This window comes from Rhizobium sp. 18055, from assembly GCF_902706285.1.
GTDB lineage: Bacteria > Pseudomonadota > Alphaproteobacteria > Rhizobiales > Rhizobiaceae > Rhizobium.
Genome location: NZ_CACSKD010000006.1, coordinates 43,866 through 57,966, shown reverse-complemented (window position 1 = coordinate 57,966; position 14,101 = coordinate 43,866). Strand labels below are relative to the sequence as shown.

General features: G+C 58.6%; 16 protein-coding genes. 13 read left to right on the top strand and 3 right to left on the bottom strand.

Features of this window, described 5'->3' with window-relative positions; all coding sequences use genetic code 11:
• Positions 1-8 precede the first annotated feature (8 nt).
• Genes GVL52_RS12670 through dnaQ form a run of 4 tightly spaced genes read left to right on the top strand, consistent with a single transcriptional unit; the run spans position 9 to position 2,775 of the window.
• Positions 9-608: a Maf-like protein gene (locus tag GVL52_RS12670; RefSeq protein ID WP_160007538.1), complete on the top strand. Its 600-nt coding sequence runs from the start codon at positions 9-11 to the stop codon at positions 606-608.
• Positions 601-1,458, top strand: a complete 858-nt coding sequence (locus tag GVL52_RS12665; protein ID WP_160007536.1) for a shikimate dehydrogenase — start codon at positions 601-603, stop codon at positions 1,456-1,458. Before GVL52_RS12670 ends, GVL52_RS12665 begins: the two co-directional genes overlap by 8 nt.
• The gene (coaE, locus tag GVL52_RS12660; protein WP_160007534.1) at positions 1,458-2,069 is read left to right on the top strand and encodes a dephospho-CoA kinase; all 612 of its coding nucleotides are present in this window, start codon (positions 1,458-1,460) and stop codon (positions 2,067-2,069) included. Before GVL52_RS12665 ends, coaE begins: the two co-directional genes overlap by 1 nt.
• Positions 2,062-2,775, top strand: a complete 714-nt coding sequence (dnaQ, locus tag GVL52_RS12655) for a DNA polymerase III subunit epsilon (RefSeq protein WP_160007532.1) — start codon at positions 2,062-2,064, stop codon at positions 2,773-2,775. The genes coaE and dnaQ overlap by 8 nt, the downstream gene beginning before the upstream one ends.
• Positions 2,776-2,823: 48 nt before the next feature.
• On the opposite strand, the gene secB is transcribed toward dnaQ, so the two are convergent.
• Both secB and GVL52_RS12645 read right to left on the bottom strand, forming a co-directional pair.
• The gene (gene secB / locus GVL52_RS12650; RefSeq protein WP_160007530.1) at positions 2,824-3,300 is read right to left on the bottom strand and encodes a protein-export chaperone SecB; all 477 of its coding nucleotides are present in this window, start codon (positions 3,298-3,300) and stop codon (positions 2,824-2,826) included.
• Positions 3,301-3,396: 96 nt separating this feature from the next.
• Positions 3,397-3,897: an FxsA family protein gene (locus GVL52_RS12645; RefSeq protein WP_160007528.1), complete on the bottom strand. Its 501-nt coding sequence runs from the start codon at positions 3,895-3,897 to the stop codon at positions 3,397-3,399.
• 126 nt (positions 3,898-4,023) lie between these two features.
• Here GVL52_RS12645 and GVL52_RS12640 point away from each other — a divergent pair, with 126 nt between their 5' ends.
• From GVL52_RS12640 to gyrB, 5 genes are all read left to right on the top strand, one after another.
• Positions 4,024-4,728, top strand: coding sequence for a Tim44/TimA family putative adaptor protein (locus GVL52_RS12640; protein WP_160007526.1), 705 nt, complete (start codon positions 4,024-4,026; stop codon positions 4,726-4,728).
• Complete coding sequence (locus tag GVL52_RS12635) at positions 4,721-5,839, top strand: murein transglycosylase A (RefSeq protein WP_160007524.1); 1,119 nt, start codon at positions 4,721-4,723, stop codon at positions 5,837-5,839. The genes GVL52_RS12640 and GVL52_RS12635 overlap by 8 nt, the downstream gene beginning before the upstream one ends.
• Positions 5,839-6,417 carry a Smr/MutS family protein gene (locus GVL52_RS12630; protein ID WP_160007522.1) on the top strand — a complete coding sequence of 193 codons (579 nt, stop codon included), beginning with the start codon at positions 5,839-5,841 and terminating at the stop codon, positions 6,415-6,417. The genes GVL52_RS12635 and GVL52_RS12630 overlap by 1 nt, the downstream gene beginning before the upstream one ends.
• Positions 6,414-6,791: a helix-turn-helix domain-containing protein gene (locus GVL52_RS12625; protein WP_160007520.1), complete on the top strand. Its 378-nt coding sequence runs from the start codon at positions 6,414-6,416 to the stop codon at positions 6,789-6,791. Before GVL52_RS12630 ends, GVL52_RS12625 begins: the two co-directional genes overlap by 4 nt.
• A 133-nt stretch (positions 6,792-6,924) precedes the next feature.
• Positions 6,925-9,360, top strand: a complete 2,436-nt coding sequence (gene gyrB / locus GVL52_RS12620; RefSeq protein ID WP_160007518.1) for a DNA topoisomerase (ATP-hydrolyzing) subunit B — start codon at positions 6,925-6,927, stop codon at positions 9,358-9,360.
• A gap of 64 nt (positions 9,361-9,424) precedes the next feature.
• On the opposite strand, the gene GVL52_RS12615 is transcribed toward gyrB, so the two are convergent.
• Positions 9,425-10,018 carry a nitroreductase family protein gene (locus tag GVL52_RS12615; RefSeq protein ID WP_160007516.1) on the bottom strand — a complete coding sequence of 198 codons (594 nt, stop codon included), beginning with the start codon at positions 10,016-10,018 and terminating at the stop codon, positions 9,425-9,427.
• A 247-nt stretch (positions 10,019-10,265) separates the two neighbouring features.
• On the opposite strand from GVL52_RS12615, the gene GVL52_RS12610 reads away from it, so the two are divergent.
• From GVL52_RS12610 to GVL52_RS12595, 4 genes are all read left to right on the top strand, one after another.
• Positions 10,266-11,108 (top strand): fumarylacetoacetate hydrolase family protein, encoded by an 843-nt coding sequence (locus GVL52_RS12610; RefSeq protein WP_160007514.1) that lies wholly within the window; start codon positions 10,266-10,268, stop codon positions 11,106-11,108.
• A 229-nt stretch (positions 11,109-11,337) separates the two neighbouring features.
• Complete coding sequence (locus GVL52_RS12605; RefSeq protein WP_160007958.1) at positions 11,338-12,615, top strand: polyhydroxyalkanoate depolymerase; 1,278 nt, start codon at positions 11,338-11,340, stop codon at positions 12,613-12,615.
• A 145-nt stretch (positions 12,616-12,760) separates the two neighbouring features.
• Positions 12,761-13,195 (top strand): DUF2852 domain-containing protein, encoded by a 435-nt coding sequence (locus tag GVL52_RS12600; protein WP_160007512.1) that lies wholly within the window; start codon positions 12,761-12,763, stop codon positions 13,193-13,195.
• Between the two features lie 129 nt (positions 13,196-13,324).
• On the top strand, positions 13,325-14,086 hold the full coding sequence (locus tag GVL52_RS12595) for a M48 family metallopeptidase (protein ID WP_160007510.1): 762 nt from the start codon (positions 13,325-13,327) through the stop codon (positions 14,084-14,086).
• Positions 14,087-14,101 lie beyond the last annotated feature (15 nt).

Here is a 14,101-nt window from a genome sequence, read left to right as displayed (position 1 = left end):
AGGGAACCATGATACCCAAACTCATTCTCGCATCATCAAGTCCGTTTCGCCGGATGCTCATGGAAAATGCAGGGCTGTCATTCGAGGCTCATCCCGCCAAGGTCGATGAGCGGGCGATCGAGGCACCGCTCGAGCAGGAGGGCGCAACGCCCGATGCGATTGCGCTTGTGCTCGCCAAGGCCAAGGCAAAGGAAGTGAGCGATCGCTTTCCTGACGTCATGGTCATCGGCTCGGATCAAACCATGTCGCTCGGGCACCGGACGTTTCACAAGCCAAAAAACTTCGATGACGCGACTGATCATCTCAAGGCTCTGTCCGGAAATATGCACCGGCTCAACAGCGCAGTGGCAATCTCCTATAACGGCGATATCATCTGGGAGTATGTCGCGCATGCCGAGTTGACGATGCGCGCGCTTACGGATGATTTCATCGCGCGACATCTGAAGCGGGTGGGAGACCGGGCCCTGAGCAGCGTCGGGGCCTACCAGCTTGAAGGGGAGGGGCTGCAGCTGTTTTCGAAAATCGATGGCGACTACTTCACCATATTGGGCCTGCCGATGTTGGCGCTATTGGAAAAGCTGAGAGAGCTGGGTGCGATCGATGGATGATTCACGTGAAACATTTGCGCCCCGCGCCTTCGTTACAGGCTTTCCCGTCAAGCATTCACGGTCCCCCATCATCCACGGCCACTGGCTGAAGACGCTTGCTTTGCCTGGAAGCTACTGCACCCACGAGGTGGCGCCAGAGGATTTTCCCGCATTCGTCCAATCCCTGAAGTCAGGCACGTCTGGCTTCGTTGGCGGCAACGTCACCATCCCGCACAAGGAAATGGCGTTCAAGCTGGCCGACGAGCCGGACGATCTATCGTGCGAACTTGGCGCGTCCAACACGCTCTGGCTCGAAGATGGGAAACTCAAGGCGACGAACACGGACGGCCAGGGCTTCACCGCCAATCTCGACGAGCGCCATCCTGGCTGGGATAAATCCGGCTCTGCGGTGATCCTTGGAGCCGGCGGCGCGAGCCGGGCTGTTGTTCAGGCTGTTCGAGATCGTGGTGTCAGAGAAATCCATCTGGTCAACCGAACTGTCGCCAGGGCTGTGGAATTGGCCGACCGTTTTGGCATGACCGTGCATCCGCATCCGATGGGCGCTCTGGCTGAGGTCATGAAAGGTGCTGGTCTTTTTATCAACACCACGTCGCTCGGCATGGAAGGGGAAGCGGCACCCGCTATCGATTTTTCGCCAATGCAGCAGAATGCCGTCGTCACCGACATTGTCTATATACCGCTCATGACACCAATTCTGGCACAAGCGCAGGCTCAGGGTTTTGCGACCGTCGATGGCTTGGGTATGCTGTTGCACCAGGCAGCGCCCGGCTTCGAAAAATGGTTCGGGCAGCGCCCCGTTGTCGATGAAGTCCTTCGGGCATTGATCATCGCGGATATGGAACAGCACTGATGCTCAGGGTTGGCCTGACCGGCTCGATCGGAATGGGGAAATCGACAACGGCAAATCTCTTTGCTGAAGCAGGTGTGCCGGTGAATGATGCTGACGCGGTGGTTCATAATCTTTACCGCGGTGAAGCAGCGCCACTGGTGGAGGCCGCCTTTCCCGGCTCTGTTAAGGATGGCGTTGTCGATCGGCAGGAACTGGCTCGACAGCTCACGTTGAGATCGGATGGTTTCAAACAGCTGGAGCAGATCGTCCATCCACTCGTCCGCAAGCGGGAAGCTGCTTTTATCGAAAAGGAGCGAGAGAGAGGAACTGCGATGATCCTGCTCGACATTCCGCTACTCTTCGAAAGCGGCGCGCAGGACAGGGTGGATGTCATCGTCGTGGTCAGCTGTGATCCACAGATTCAGCGCCAGCGGGTACTTGCGCGGCCGAACATGACGGACGAGAAATTCAACATGATTCTCTCTCGCCAGACGCCCGATGCGAAAAAGCGCGCAAGAGCTGATTATGTCATCGATACCGGACAGGGTATCGAACCAGCCAAACAACGGGTCGCAGAGATCATTGCAGACCTGAAGCGCCGGATGGCGAACGGAGATTTCCAGAATGCGTGAGATCATTTTCGATACGGAAACCACAGGTCTGGACAACCGCACGGATCGCATCATCGAAATCGGCGGCATCGAACTGTTCAATCACTTCCCGACGGGGAGAACGCTGCACATCTATATCAGTCCGGGAGACCAGAAGGTTCACCCGGATGCGCTTGCAGTGCATGGGATCACCGATGAGTTCCTGAAGGACAAGCAGCCGTTCGCATCGGTGGCGCAGGAGATCCTCGATTTCTTCGGCGACGGCAAGTGGATCGCGCACAATGCGACATTCGATATGGGTTTTATCAATGCCGAACTTGCAAGGATGGCCTTGCCGCCAATTTCGCCGGAATATGTGACCGACACGCTGTCGATGGCCCGGCGGAAGCATCCAATGGGTCCGAATTCGCTCGATGCCCTTTGCCGCCGCTACGGTATCGACAATTCGCACCGCGCAAAGCATGGCGCGCTTCTCGACTCCGAACTGCTGGCAGAGGTCTATATCGAGATGATCGGTGGCCGTCAGACGGCACTCGGTCTCGGCATGTCCCAGAACAACGGGGCATCGGAGCGCAATGATGACAATGAGGATGTTGTCCTCGTTGCCCTTGAGCGACCACGGCCGTTGGCACGACGTCTGAGTAACCTCGAAGAGCAGCAGCACGATGCGCTGATTGCCAAGCTCGGCCAAAAAGGCATCTGGGCAAAATACGATCGCCCAAACTAAAATGCCCGGGCGGACCCGGGCATCTCTAAAAGTCTGTCGATCGGAAGATCAGTTTGTCTGAACTTTGTCGCGAGTCTGCTCTTCGGCGACGCGCTGGGCAAACATCTGCGAGAAATCGATCGGGTCGATCATCAGCGGCGGGAAGCCGCCGTTGCGTGTCACGTCGGCAATGATCTGGCGTGCGAACGGGAAGAGCATGCGCGGGCACTCGATGAAGAGGACCGGAAGCATGTGTTCCTGCGGGAAACCGGCAATCCGGAACACGCCGCCATAAACCAGTTCCGTATGAAACACGGTCTTGTCACCTTCCTTGGCTTCGGCGTTCAGAGAAAGAACGACGTCGAAATCCGTGTCGGAAAGCGGGTTGGCGTTGACGTTGACATTGATGTTGATGGCGGGTGCCTTGTCGCGGGCCTGCAGCGAACGTGGTGCACCTGGATTCTCGAAAGAGAGGTCCTTGGTGTACTGTGCTAGGATGGTAAGGCTCGGGCTCGTTGCGCCGTTATTGCTGTTTTCGCTGTCCATTGGCTTTTCCTCGAGGGCATTGGATTGTGCCGCATCTATCATTTCGATGATGCCGTTACAACCCTGAGCCCGGCGCGGTTTATCTCGCCTATGGCCTCATTCGCCGAGGCTTTTGCCGGACCACGGCGACTTGCCGTTCGGGGTGCGTTGATAATCGCCCTCATCAAGATCGACGACGGTCGAGCCACCATCCCGGTCAGGCGATTGCGACGGTCGCCTGACGTTTCCCGCTGTACCCACCACCACGAAACGGCGGCTGACATAGTTCCAGCCGAAATCTCGCACTGCCGGGATGAACATCAACAGCGCAATGATATCGGTGATAAAACCCGGAATGATCAGCAACAGCGCCGCGATGACAAACATGGCAGGCCGCAACAATTCGCGCCCAGGCAACGCTCCGCTCCGGCCTTCCATTGACATGCGCTGCAATATGCCGATGCCCTGCCGGCGCAGCAGCATCATGCCGGCGACAAAACTCAGCATCACCAGCGCCAGCGTTGCCCAAAGCCCGATCGTCTTCCCGACAAGAACGAAGCCTGCGATCTCGGCCAGAGGCAAAAGCAGGAGAAAACCGGGCAGCATTGTGAGGCGCATCGTGTCATTCCGGTCTTCACCGGTCTCCATTGAAATTGGCCCATCGTACGGGACCCATTTGAATCATCTGTATATGCAGCCTATATGGGTATACAAATCATAGATGCTAACAGATTGCGGCGGGATATGGGTTCAAACGACTTCATCACTTTGTTTTTTCTCGTGGCGGCGGTGCTGATATTTCTGCAGTTGCGCAACGTTCTTGGTCGGCGCACGGGAAATGAGAAGCCCCCACGCGATCTTTACACGCCGCGCGATGCCGCAGGACCGGAGACACCGGATGCCGGCAAGGTGGTGACGCTGCCGCGTCGAGATACATCTGTAGAGGAAGCAGACCGTTTCGCAGCCATCGACGCTTTTACGCCCGCAGGCACGCCGCTCAATGAACAGCTGCGTGAAATGAACAAGGCAGATCCTTCGTTCAACCCCAAGGAATTCGTCAACGGTGCCCGCATGGCTTACGAGATGATCGTCATGGCCTTTGCCGACGGTGATCGGAAGGCGCTGAAGAACCTGCTGTCGAAGGAAGTCTACGACGGCTTCGATGCGGCAATTGCAGATCGTGAAAGCAAGGGCGAAAAGGTGAAGTCCACCTTTGTCGGCATCGACAAGGCAGAGATCAAGAATGTCGAAGTCAACGGCAGCGAAGCGCAGATCACCCTGAGGATCGTCAGCCAGATGATCTCGGCAACCTACGACAAGGCCGAGGTTCTGGTGGATGGCGATGCGGAAGCCGTCGCCGAGGTGAGCGATGTCTGGACGTTTGCCCGAGACACGCGGTCGCGCGACCCGAACTGGAAACTCGTGGCCACCGAATCGGAACATGAGTGAAGACGGGCAGGGCTATGCCCTTCAGGCGATAGGCTTTGATGAACTGGATGGCTGGAGGGATGACGACCCCTCCGGCCTTTTTGAAGTTATGGAGGCTTGTCGCCGCCATATCGAGGATACGAAACCGTACCGAAGGGGATCGCTGGGGCTTACCAGCGATGATCTCCTAGAGCTTCTGATCGCCGCGCGCACTGTCGGGCCGACCTCGGCGGCTGAGGCGCGGGGATTTTTCGAATCGCACTGTCGGCCTTTCCGGATCAGACGCAGCGACGGACACCGTGGCTTTGTCACTGCCTTCTACGAGCCCGAGATCGCGGTGTCGGCACAGCCGGATGACGAATACCGCTTCCCCTTCTATCGCCGTCCTGATGATTTGATCGACCTCGATGAGCAAAATCGCCCGGCAACGATGGATCCGAGTTACTGCTTTGGTCGATCGCGTGACGGAACCATCGAGCCTTATCTCGACCGCGGCACAATCGATCGGGGCGCGCTGCAGGGCCAGGGGCTTGAGATCGCCTGGGCAAAATCCAAGGTCGATGTCTTCTTCGTTCACGTTCAGGGTGCAGCTCGCTTGCGTTACAGCGACGGTCGCATGGGTCGTATTACCTACGCAGCGAAAGCCGGCCATCCGTTCTCGGCAATCGGCAAACTCTTGATCGACCGCGGCGAGATTGACCGCGCGGACATCTCGATGCAGTCCATCCGGCACTGGCTTGCCATGCATCCGGATCGCATCGACGAAATCCTCTGGCACAACAGGTCTTACATTTTCTTTCGCGAGGTTTCGCTCGGCGATGAGGGTGCCGGACCGATCGCCGCGGCCAAGGTTCCGCTCGTCGCCGGCCGATCGCTTGCCGTCGATCGCATCATCCACACCTTTGGATTTCCATTCTTCATCCGTTCGCAAAACCTGCTTCACCTTGATGGCGGCAAACCGTTCCAGCGCTTGATGCTGGCGCTCGATACCGGATCGGCGATTGTCGGTCCGGCTCGCGGCGATATCTTCACCGGCTCCGGCGATGCCGCTGGCGAACTTGCCGGCACGGTGCGGCACGATGCCGATTTTGCCATCCTGATACCGAACAAAGCCGCGGCGAGGTTTGGTTGATGGCGAAGGATCGCAAGCTCAGCACCGATGAACGCATTCTCTGGGGTAAGGTGGCACGCAGTACCCGCCCGATGCCAGGCAATGCCGGTGTCGTGAACGAACTGGATGCTTTCCTCGCCGAGGCTGAAATCGAAGCGGCTGCTGCTGAGCAGAAAAACCTTAGCACACCGAAACCAGGCATCAGGGCAGGCGGCCAGCCCGAACCTCCCGCGCCGGCAAAGCCACCAGGCGGCATCCATCATCCGCTGGAGCGGCCGGTCAAGCGCAAGATCGCCAAGGGTCGCCTGGCGCTCGAAGCGCGCCTCGATCTGCATGGGCTCTATCAAAGCGAAGCGCATGTCATGCTCCTCGACTTCCTGATCAGGGCGCACGAGCGCGGCATGCGTCATGTTCTCGTCATCACCGGCAAGGGCAGCTCGATGGGCAGTGAGGGGGCTCTGAAGCGGGCGGTTCCCATGTGGTTTTCGCAGGCCGAGTTCCGCTACCTGATCTCCTCTTACGAGCCGGCTGCGCAGCATCATGGGGGCGAAGGCGCGCTTTACATCCGCCTGTCACGTCGTCCGGGTGATCACGCATGACACCCTTCGGAGAGGCCATCCGCAAGCTGCGGGAGCGCAAGGGTGTGTCCCAAAAGCAGATGGCGGCTGCACTGAATGTCTCGCCCGCCTATCTCTCGGCGCTTGAGCACGGAAAGCGCGGCTTGCCCACGTTTGATCTGCTGCAGCGCATCGCCGGCTATTTCAACATTATCTGGGACGAAGCCGACGATCTTTTCCTTGTCGCCCGCTTTTCCGACCCGCGGATTGTCATCGATACGTCGGGTTTGGCGGCTGAATATACCACCTTTGCCAACCGTTTGGCGGGGTCCATCCGCCATCTGGACGAGGCGACTTTGGCAAAACTGTCGGAGCTTCTGGAAAATGCAGAAAATGCGGACGGAAAACGGTCATAATCCCCTGTTTTATGCGCTCTTTGGGGCCGCTGGCATTGGGAACTTAAACCAAAAACCCTATATTCGGCGTGACTAAGGCCGGTGATTCGCAAGCGTTTCGCGACGGCATCGACAACAGGGAATTCTCGACAATATGACCGATACACCCGCGACGGAAAACGGCGTTAGCACCGAGTATGGCGCAGACTCGATCAAGGTCCTGAAGGGCCTCGACGCCGTGCGCAAGCGCCCCGGCATGTATATCGGCGATACTGACGATGGCTCCGGCCTGCATCACATGGTCTACGAGGTCGTCGACAACGCCATCGACGAAGCGCTGGCCGGTCATGCTGATATCGTCACGGTGACGATCAATTCAGATGGCTCGGTCACCGTCACCGACAACGGTCGCGGCATCCCGACGGACATTCACACCGGCGAGGGCATCTCGGCTGCCGAAGTCATCATGACCCAGCTGCACGCCGGCGGTAAGTTCGACCAGAATTCCTACAAGGTCTCGGGCGGTCTCCACGGCGTTGGTGTTTCGGTCGTCAACGCCCTTTCGGTTTGGCTGAAGCTCAAGATTCGTCGCCAGGGCAAGGTTCACGAGATGAGCTTCACCCACGGCGTGGCCGACGCACCGCTGAAGTCGACAGGCGATTCAGAAGGTCTGACTGGCACCGAAGTCAGCTTCATGCCGAGCACCGATACCTTCACGATGATCGAATTCGATTTCGCAACGCTTGAGCACCGCCTGCGCGAACTGGCATTCCTGAATTCCGGCGTTCGCATCCTGCTCACCGACAAGCGTCATTCCGATGTGCGCCAGGAAGAGCTGCTATACGATGGCGGCCTTGAAGCATTCGTCGCCTACCTCGACCGCGCCAAGAAGCCGCTGGTCGATAAGCCTGTTGCCATTCGCAGCGAAAAGGACGGCATCACGGTAGAAGTGGCGATGTGGTGGAACGATAGCTACCACGAAAACGTGCTCTGCTTCACCAACAACATCCCCCAGCGCGATGGCGGCACGCACATGGCAGGCTTCCGCGCAGCCTTGACGCGCCAGATCACCTCCTATGCCGATACCTCAGGTATCACCAAAAAGGAAAAGGTCTCGCTGACAGGCGATGACTGCCGCGAAGGCCTCACGGCCGTTCTCTCCGTCAAGGTGCCGGACCCGAAGTTCTCGTCGCAGACAAAGGACAAGCTGGTTTCTTCGGAAGTCCGCCCCGTTGTCGAAAATCTGGTTAGCGAAGCGCTCAGCACCTGGCTTGAAGAGCATCCAGCTGACGCCAAGATCCTGGTCGGCAAGGTGGTCGAAGCCGCCGCCGCCCGCGAAGCCGCGCGCAAGGCGCGCGAATTGACCCGCCGCAAGGGTGCCCTCGACATTGCCTCTCTTCCCGGCAAGCTCGCCGACTGCTCGGAGCGTGATCCGGCCAAATCAGAAGTCTTCCTCGTCGAGGGCGACTCGGCTGGCGGTTCGGCCAAGCAGGGTCGTTCGCGCGAAAACCAGGCAATCCTGCCGCTACGTGGCAAGATCTTGAATGTCGAGCGCGCGCGCTTCGACAAGATGCTGTCGAGCCAGGAAATCGGCACGCTGATCACTGCACTCGGCGCCGGCATCGGCAAGGACGAGTTCAACGCCGACAAGCTGCGCTACCACAAGATCATCATCATGACGGACGCTGACGTCGATGGCGCCCACATCAGAACGCTGCTGCTGACCTTCTTCTTCCGCCAGATGCCGGAGCTTATCGAACGCGGCCACATCTACATCGCCCAGCCGCCGCTCTATAAGGTGTCGCGCGGTAAATCGATCCAGTATCTGAAGGACGAAAAGGCGCTCGAGGAATATCTCATCGCCCAGGGGCTGGATGATGCGGCGCTGACGCTTGGCAGCGGAGAAGTCCGCGTCGGGCAGGACCTACGCGAAGTGATCGTCGATGCGTTGCGCCTGCGCGCACTGCTCGACAATCTGCACTCGCGCTACAATCGCTCGGTCGTCGAGCAGGCAGCTATTGCCGGCGCGCTGAACGCCGAGGCGGTCAGCGACCAGGCCCGCGCCACGGAATTGGTAGCCGAGGTCGCGCGGCGTCTCGACATCATTGCCGAAGAAACCGAACGCGGTTGGGAAGGTGGCCTGACGAGCGAAGGCGGCCTGCGTCTTGAACGCATGGTTCGCGGCGTCAAGGAAGTCGTTGTGCTGGATATGGCGTTGATCGGCTCGCAGGATGCGCGCCTGATTGATCAGCTATCGCTACGACTGAAGGAAATCTATCAGACGCCGCCGAAGCTCACGCGTCGCGAAGGTCAGCTCGAGCTGTCAGGTGCCCGCGCCCTTCTGGAAGCAGTTTTCGCCAGCGGCCGCAAGGGCTTGACCATGCAGCGCTACAAGGGCCTTGGCGAGATGAATGCCGAACAGCTCTGGGAAACCACGCTTGATCCGAACGTTCGTTCGCTGCTGCAGGTTCGCGTGCCCGACGCAACGGATGCAGATGGCCTGTTCGCCCGCCTGATGGGTGATGAAGTCGAGCCTCGGCGCGAATTCATCCAGGAAAACGCCCTCAACGTTGCCAACCTGGACATCTAAACGCGATATATTCGCTGAGACGGCCCCGCTGCCATCAAGCTGCGGGGCTTTTTTGCGTCTATCGTTAGCCGGCCACGAACATTCCCTTGAAAGCCACCTCGGCAAGAGGCTTGCGCTGGCTTGGAAACTCTCGTTCCTGATTGCGTTCCGAAAGCACGCCCTTGTCTGCAAGGCGTCCGAAGGCGATCCCCGCTTCGACCCTGTAGCCCTCGGGGATAGCAAACGTGTCGCGGATCTCGTCGTGTTTGATTCCGCCCATCCCATGCGCATAAAAGCCGGAGGACTTGGCCTGCAGGGCAAGCTGCGCCCAGGCGGCGCCGGCGTCGAAGGAATGTGTGTAGCTCTTCCGCCCTTCGGAGAATTCTCCATTGAACCCCTTGGAGACAACGAAGATCAGGGCGGAGGCATTTTTCGCCCATTCCTGGTTTGACTCGACAAGCAGGTCAACAAACTTGTCCCAATCATCAGAGCCCTTCAACGCATAGATAAAGCGCCATGGCTGCTGATTGGCGGAGGACGGCGCCCAATGCGCTGCATCGAGAACGGTCAACAGGTCAGACTCTTCAATGACCTCTCCGGTAAAGGCGCGCGGCGACCATCGGTCGAGAAAGATCACGTCAATCGGATACTGGGATTCGCGGCTATTGCTTTTTGTCATGGGTATTCCGGCGGGTTAAGGGAAATAGGTCTTCAAGGTTAAACGCGAACATGGCAGCTAAATGGACAGTTTCAAGAACAAAGCCTCCAACACGCATCTGGAGGGCCTCGACGAACGCACGAGAAGATCGCCCTTCACCGAGATTTTCCGAGCAAGGCGTACCGCTCCGGTGAAAAGCCGTAATGACACCCGTGAATAATTCGTTCATAGGTGATTGAAACGTTGCTCATGCTGAGGAGGATATTCCATGAAACTCATGCGCGTTGGAGAGGTGGGCCAAGAGAAGCCGGCCATGCTGGATGCCGATGGCAAGATTCGCGATTTATCGGCCCATGTGCCCGATATTGCAGGGAAAGCGATCTCGCCAGACAGCCTCGCGAAGCTGGCAAAGCTTGATCCCAGGAGCCTTCCGGAGCTGCAACCGGGCCGTATCGGCGCTTGCGTGGCCGGTACCGGAAAGTTCATCTGCATCGGCCTCAATTTTTCCGACCACGCCGCCGAAACCGGTGCTGCGGTGCCGCCCGAACCTGTCATCTTCATGAAGGCCACCTCGGCTATCGTCGGCCCTGATGACAATGTTCTGATCCCCCGCGGCTCTGAAAAGACCGACTGGGAAGTCGAACTCGGCGTTATCATTGGCAAGACTGCGAAATATGTCAACGAAGCGGACGCATTAGATTACGTAGCCGGCTACTGTGTTTCTCATGATGTATCCGAGCGCGCCTTCCAGTCCGAGCGCGCGGGCCAGTGGACCAAGGGAAAGTCCTGCGACACGTTCGGCCCCATCGGCCCATGGCTCGTTACCAAGGACGAGATCTCGGACCCGCAGAACCTCGGCATGTGGCTGAAGGTGAATGGCGAAACGATGCAGAACGGCTCCTCGAAGACCATGGTCTATGGCGTCGCCTTTGTCGTTTCATACCTCAGCCAGTTCATGTCGCTTCATCCGGGCGATGTAATATCGACCGGTACGCCTCCGGGCGTCGGCCTCGGCATGAAGCCGCAGCGTTTCCTGAAGGCGGGCGATGTCGTCGAACTTGGCATCGAAGGGCTCGGCACCCAGAAACAGACATTTCTTGCCGACGCATAGGCTCATTTTACGAGTCTTAAGCATTGGAGCGCACCATCATGCCGGGGATATGATCTCCGGCATTTCTTTTTTGCGGTGCGGATAGCTAATGTTGCTGTGCAACAAAAACCTGTTACAGTGCGTTGAGATGCCAGCACGTCGTTGGAAAGAGTTCGATGCCGCTTCAACAGGTATCATCTTTCAGGTGAAAGACATCGTCTTCCCAGTGAAACAAAAGGTGGCGCATCTCATGTTCTATCAGCTCTATGAATTGAACCATGCCGCGATGGCACCGTACCGCGCCATGGCTGATGTCATGCGCCTTGCCTATGCAAATCCGCTCAACCCATTGTCCCAAACCCCGTGGGGCCGGACCATGGCTGCGTCGCTCGAAATGTTCGAGCGCACGACTCGCCGCTACGGAAAGCCGTCTTTCGACTTGCCCGAAACGGTGATCGGCGAACGGTCGGTTGCCGTGAGGGAAGAGGTCGTCTGGTCGCGCCCCTTCTGCGATCTCCTGCATTTCTCCCGCAACGTGCCGAACGGCCACGGGCAGGATCCGCGCATCCTGATCGTCGCGCCGATGTCGGGCCATTACGCCACGCTCCTGCGCGGCACGGTCGAGGCGCTGCTGCCGAGCGCCGATGTCTACATCACCGATTGGATCGACGCCCGTATGGTGCCGATGACCGACGGAACCTTCGATTTTGACGATTACGTCGACTATGTCATCGGGATGCTGCATTTCCTCGGTCCCGACACCCATGTGGTTGCTGTCTGTCAGCCGTCGGTGCCGGTCCTGGCCGCCGCCGCGGTGATGGAAGAGGCAAACGATCCATTGTCGCCTGCGTCGATGACGCTGATGGGCGGCCCGATCGATACCCGCATCAATCCGACCGCTGTCAACCAGCTGGCCAAGGACAAGCCGCTGCAGTGGTTCGCCGACAATGTCATCATGAACGTTCCCTGGCCGCAGCCGGGCTTCATGCGCCCGGTCTATCCAGGCTTCCTGCAGCTCTCCGGCTTCATGTCGATGAACCTCGACAAGCATCTCGTCGCCCACAAGGAGTTCTTCATGCACCTTGTGAAGAACGATGGCGAGCCTGCCGAAAAGCATCGCGACTTCTACGACGAATATCTCGCGGTGATGGATATGACGGCTGAATTCTATCTGCAGACCGTCGATCAGGTGTTCATCAAGCATTCCCTGCCGAAGGGGGAGCTCGAGCATCGCGGCAGGCTGGTTAATCCGGCGGCGATCCGCAACGTGGCACTTCTCACCGTCGAAGGTGAGAACGACGATATCTCAGGCGTGGGCCAGACCAAGGCGGCACAGACGATTTGCGTCAACATCCCTGAAAACATGCGCATGCACTACGTGCAGCCGGATGTCGGTCACTACGGCGTGTTCAACGGCTCGCGTTTCCGCAAGGAGATTGCACCGCGCATCATCAACTTCGTGCGCGAGCATGCCCGCTCCGGCAAGCCTGTGGTCAAGCGCGTGATCAAGGGTGGAAAGTCAACCTGATTTAGGGGGGGGCTGAATTAGTGATTTCATTTCAAGGCTTTGTTCGATTTGAACGAAAACCGTCTTGAAGCGCCTTGGTTCGGTAACCACATCGATTTCCAGCGTTCGGCATTTCGCCGACGCGGAAATGCGAGGATACCGCACGATGAACCAGTCAGCATTGCTTCGACCGGATTGGACTCCGGCTACCATTGCCCTGATGGTGCTCGGCTTCGTGGTTTTCTGGCCTCTGGGTCTCGCCATGCTCGCCTACATCATCTTCGGGGAGCGCCTGCAGGGCTTCAAGCGCGACGCCAACAGCGCCGCCGATGGGCTGTTCTCCAGCTGCCGCCGTTCGAGCCACCGTCACCGCCCGCACTTCACCACGGGCAACGTTGCGTTTGACGACTGGCGCAAGGCCGAGCTCGACAGGCTTGAGGAAGAACGCCGCAAGCTCAATGAAATGCGCGAGGAATTCGACACCTACGCGCGAGAACTACGCCGCGCCAAGGACCAGGACGAGTTCGACCGCTTCATGCGCGATCGCAAGAACGCCAAGCGCGACGACAACGGTCCGGTTGCCGAGTATCAGACGCCGTAATCACATTCCGCACCGAAAACTCCAGCCGGCATCCTCCGATGCCGGTTTTTCTTTGATTGGACCAGCCGACATCCCCCGATGCCGGTTTTTCTTTGACTGGAATTGCCACGAATCATATAGAAAATGCCGATGTTCCCGCTTCTCGCCAAGCCACGCCGCAGCGTCCGTAAACCGGCTCCGCCCGAGACCCGGACGCTTGACGTTGCCGGACGGCTGATGCCGCTGACGATCAAACAGCACGAACGGGCGACCCGCATCACGCTCCGCATCGAGCCCGGCGGGCGCGCCTTGAAGATGACGATCCCAAGCGGTCTTCCTCAACGCGAAGTCAACGATTTCCTCGACCGGCACCAGGGCTGGCTCCTCACCAAGCTCGCGAAATTTTCCACCGATGCCGGACTGCATGACGGCGGCACCATCCTCTTTCGCGGCGTTTCCCATCGCATCCAGCACACCGGCAGCCTGCGTGGCCTGACTGAGGCCATTACTCTCGACGGCAGGCCGGTTATCAAGGTTAGCGGCATGCCCGAGCATATCGGCCGCCGCATCGCCACCTTTCTGAAGAAGGAAGCACGCGCCGAACTCGAGCGGCTGGCAAGGTTGCACGCACGGTCGATCAAGGCGACGATCAAGTCGATCTCGATGAAGGACACCCGCAGCCGCTGGGGTTCGTGTTCTGCAGAGGGAAACCTGAGCTTTTCCTGGCGGATTGTCATGGCGCCGCCCGCCGTCGTCGATTACCTCGCCGCCCACGAGGTTGCCCATCTCAAGGAAATGAACCACGGCCCGCACTTCTGGGCCCTTTGCAAGAAGCTCTGCCCGGATATGGAAGTATCCAAGTCCTGGTTGAAGCGGCATGGCAGCCTGCTGCACGCGATCGATTTTGACTGAGGCATAAGCGCTCAA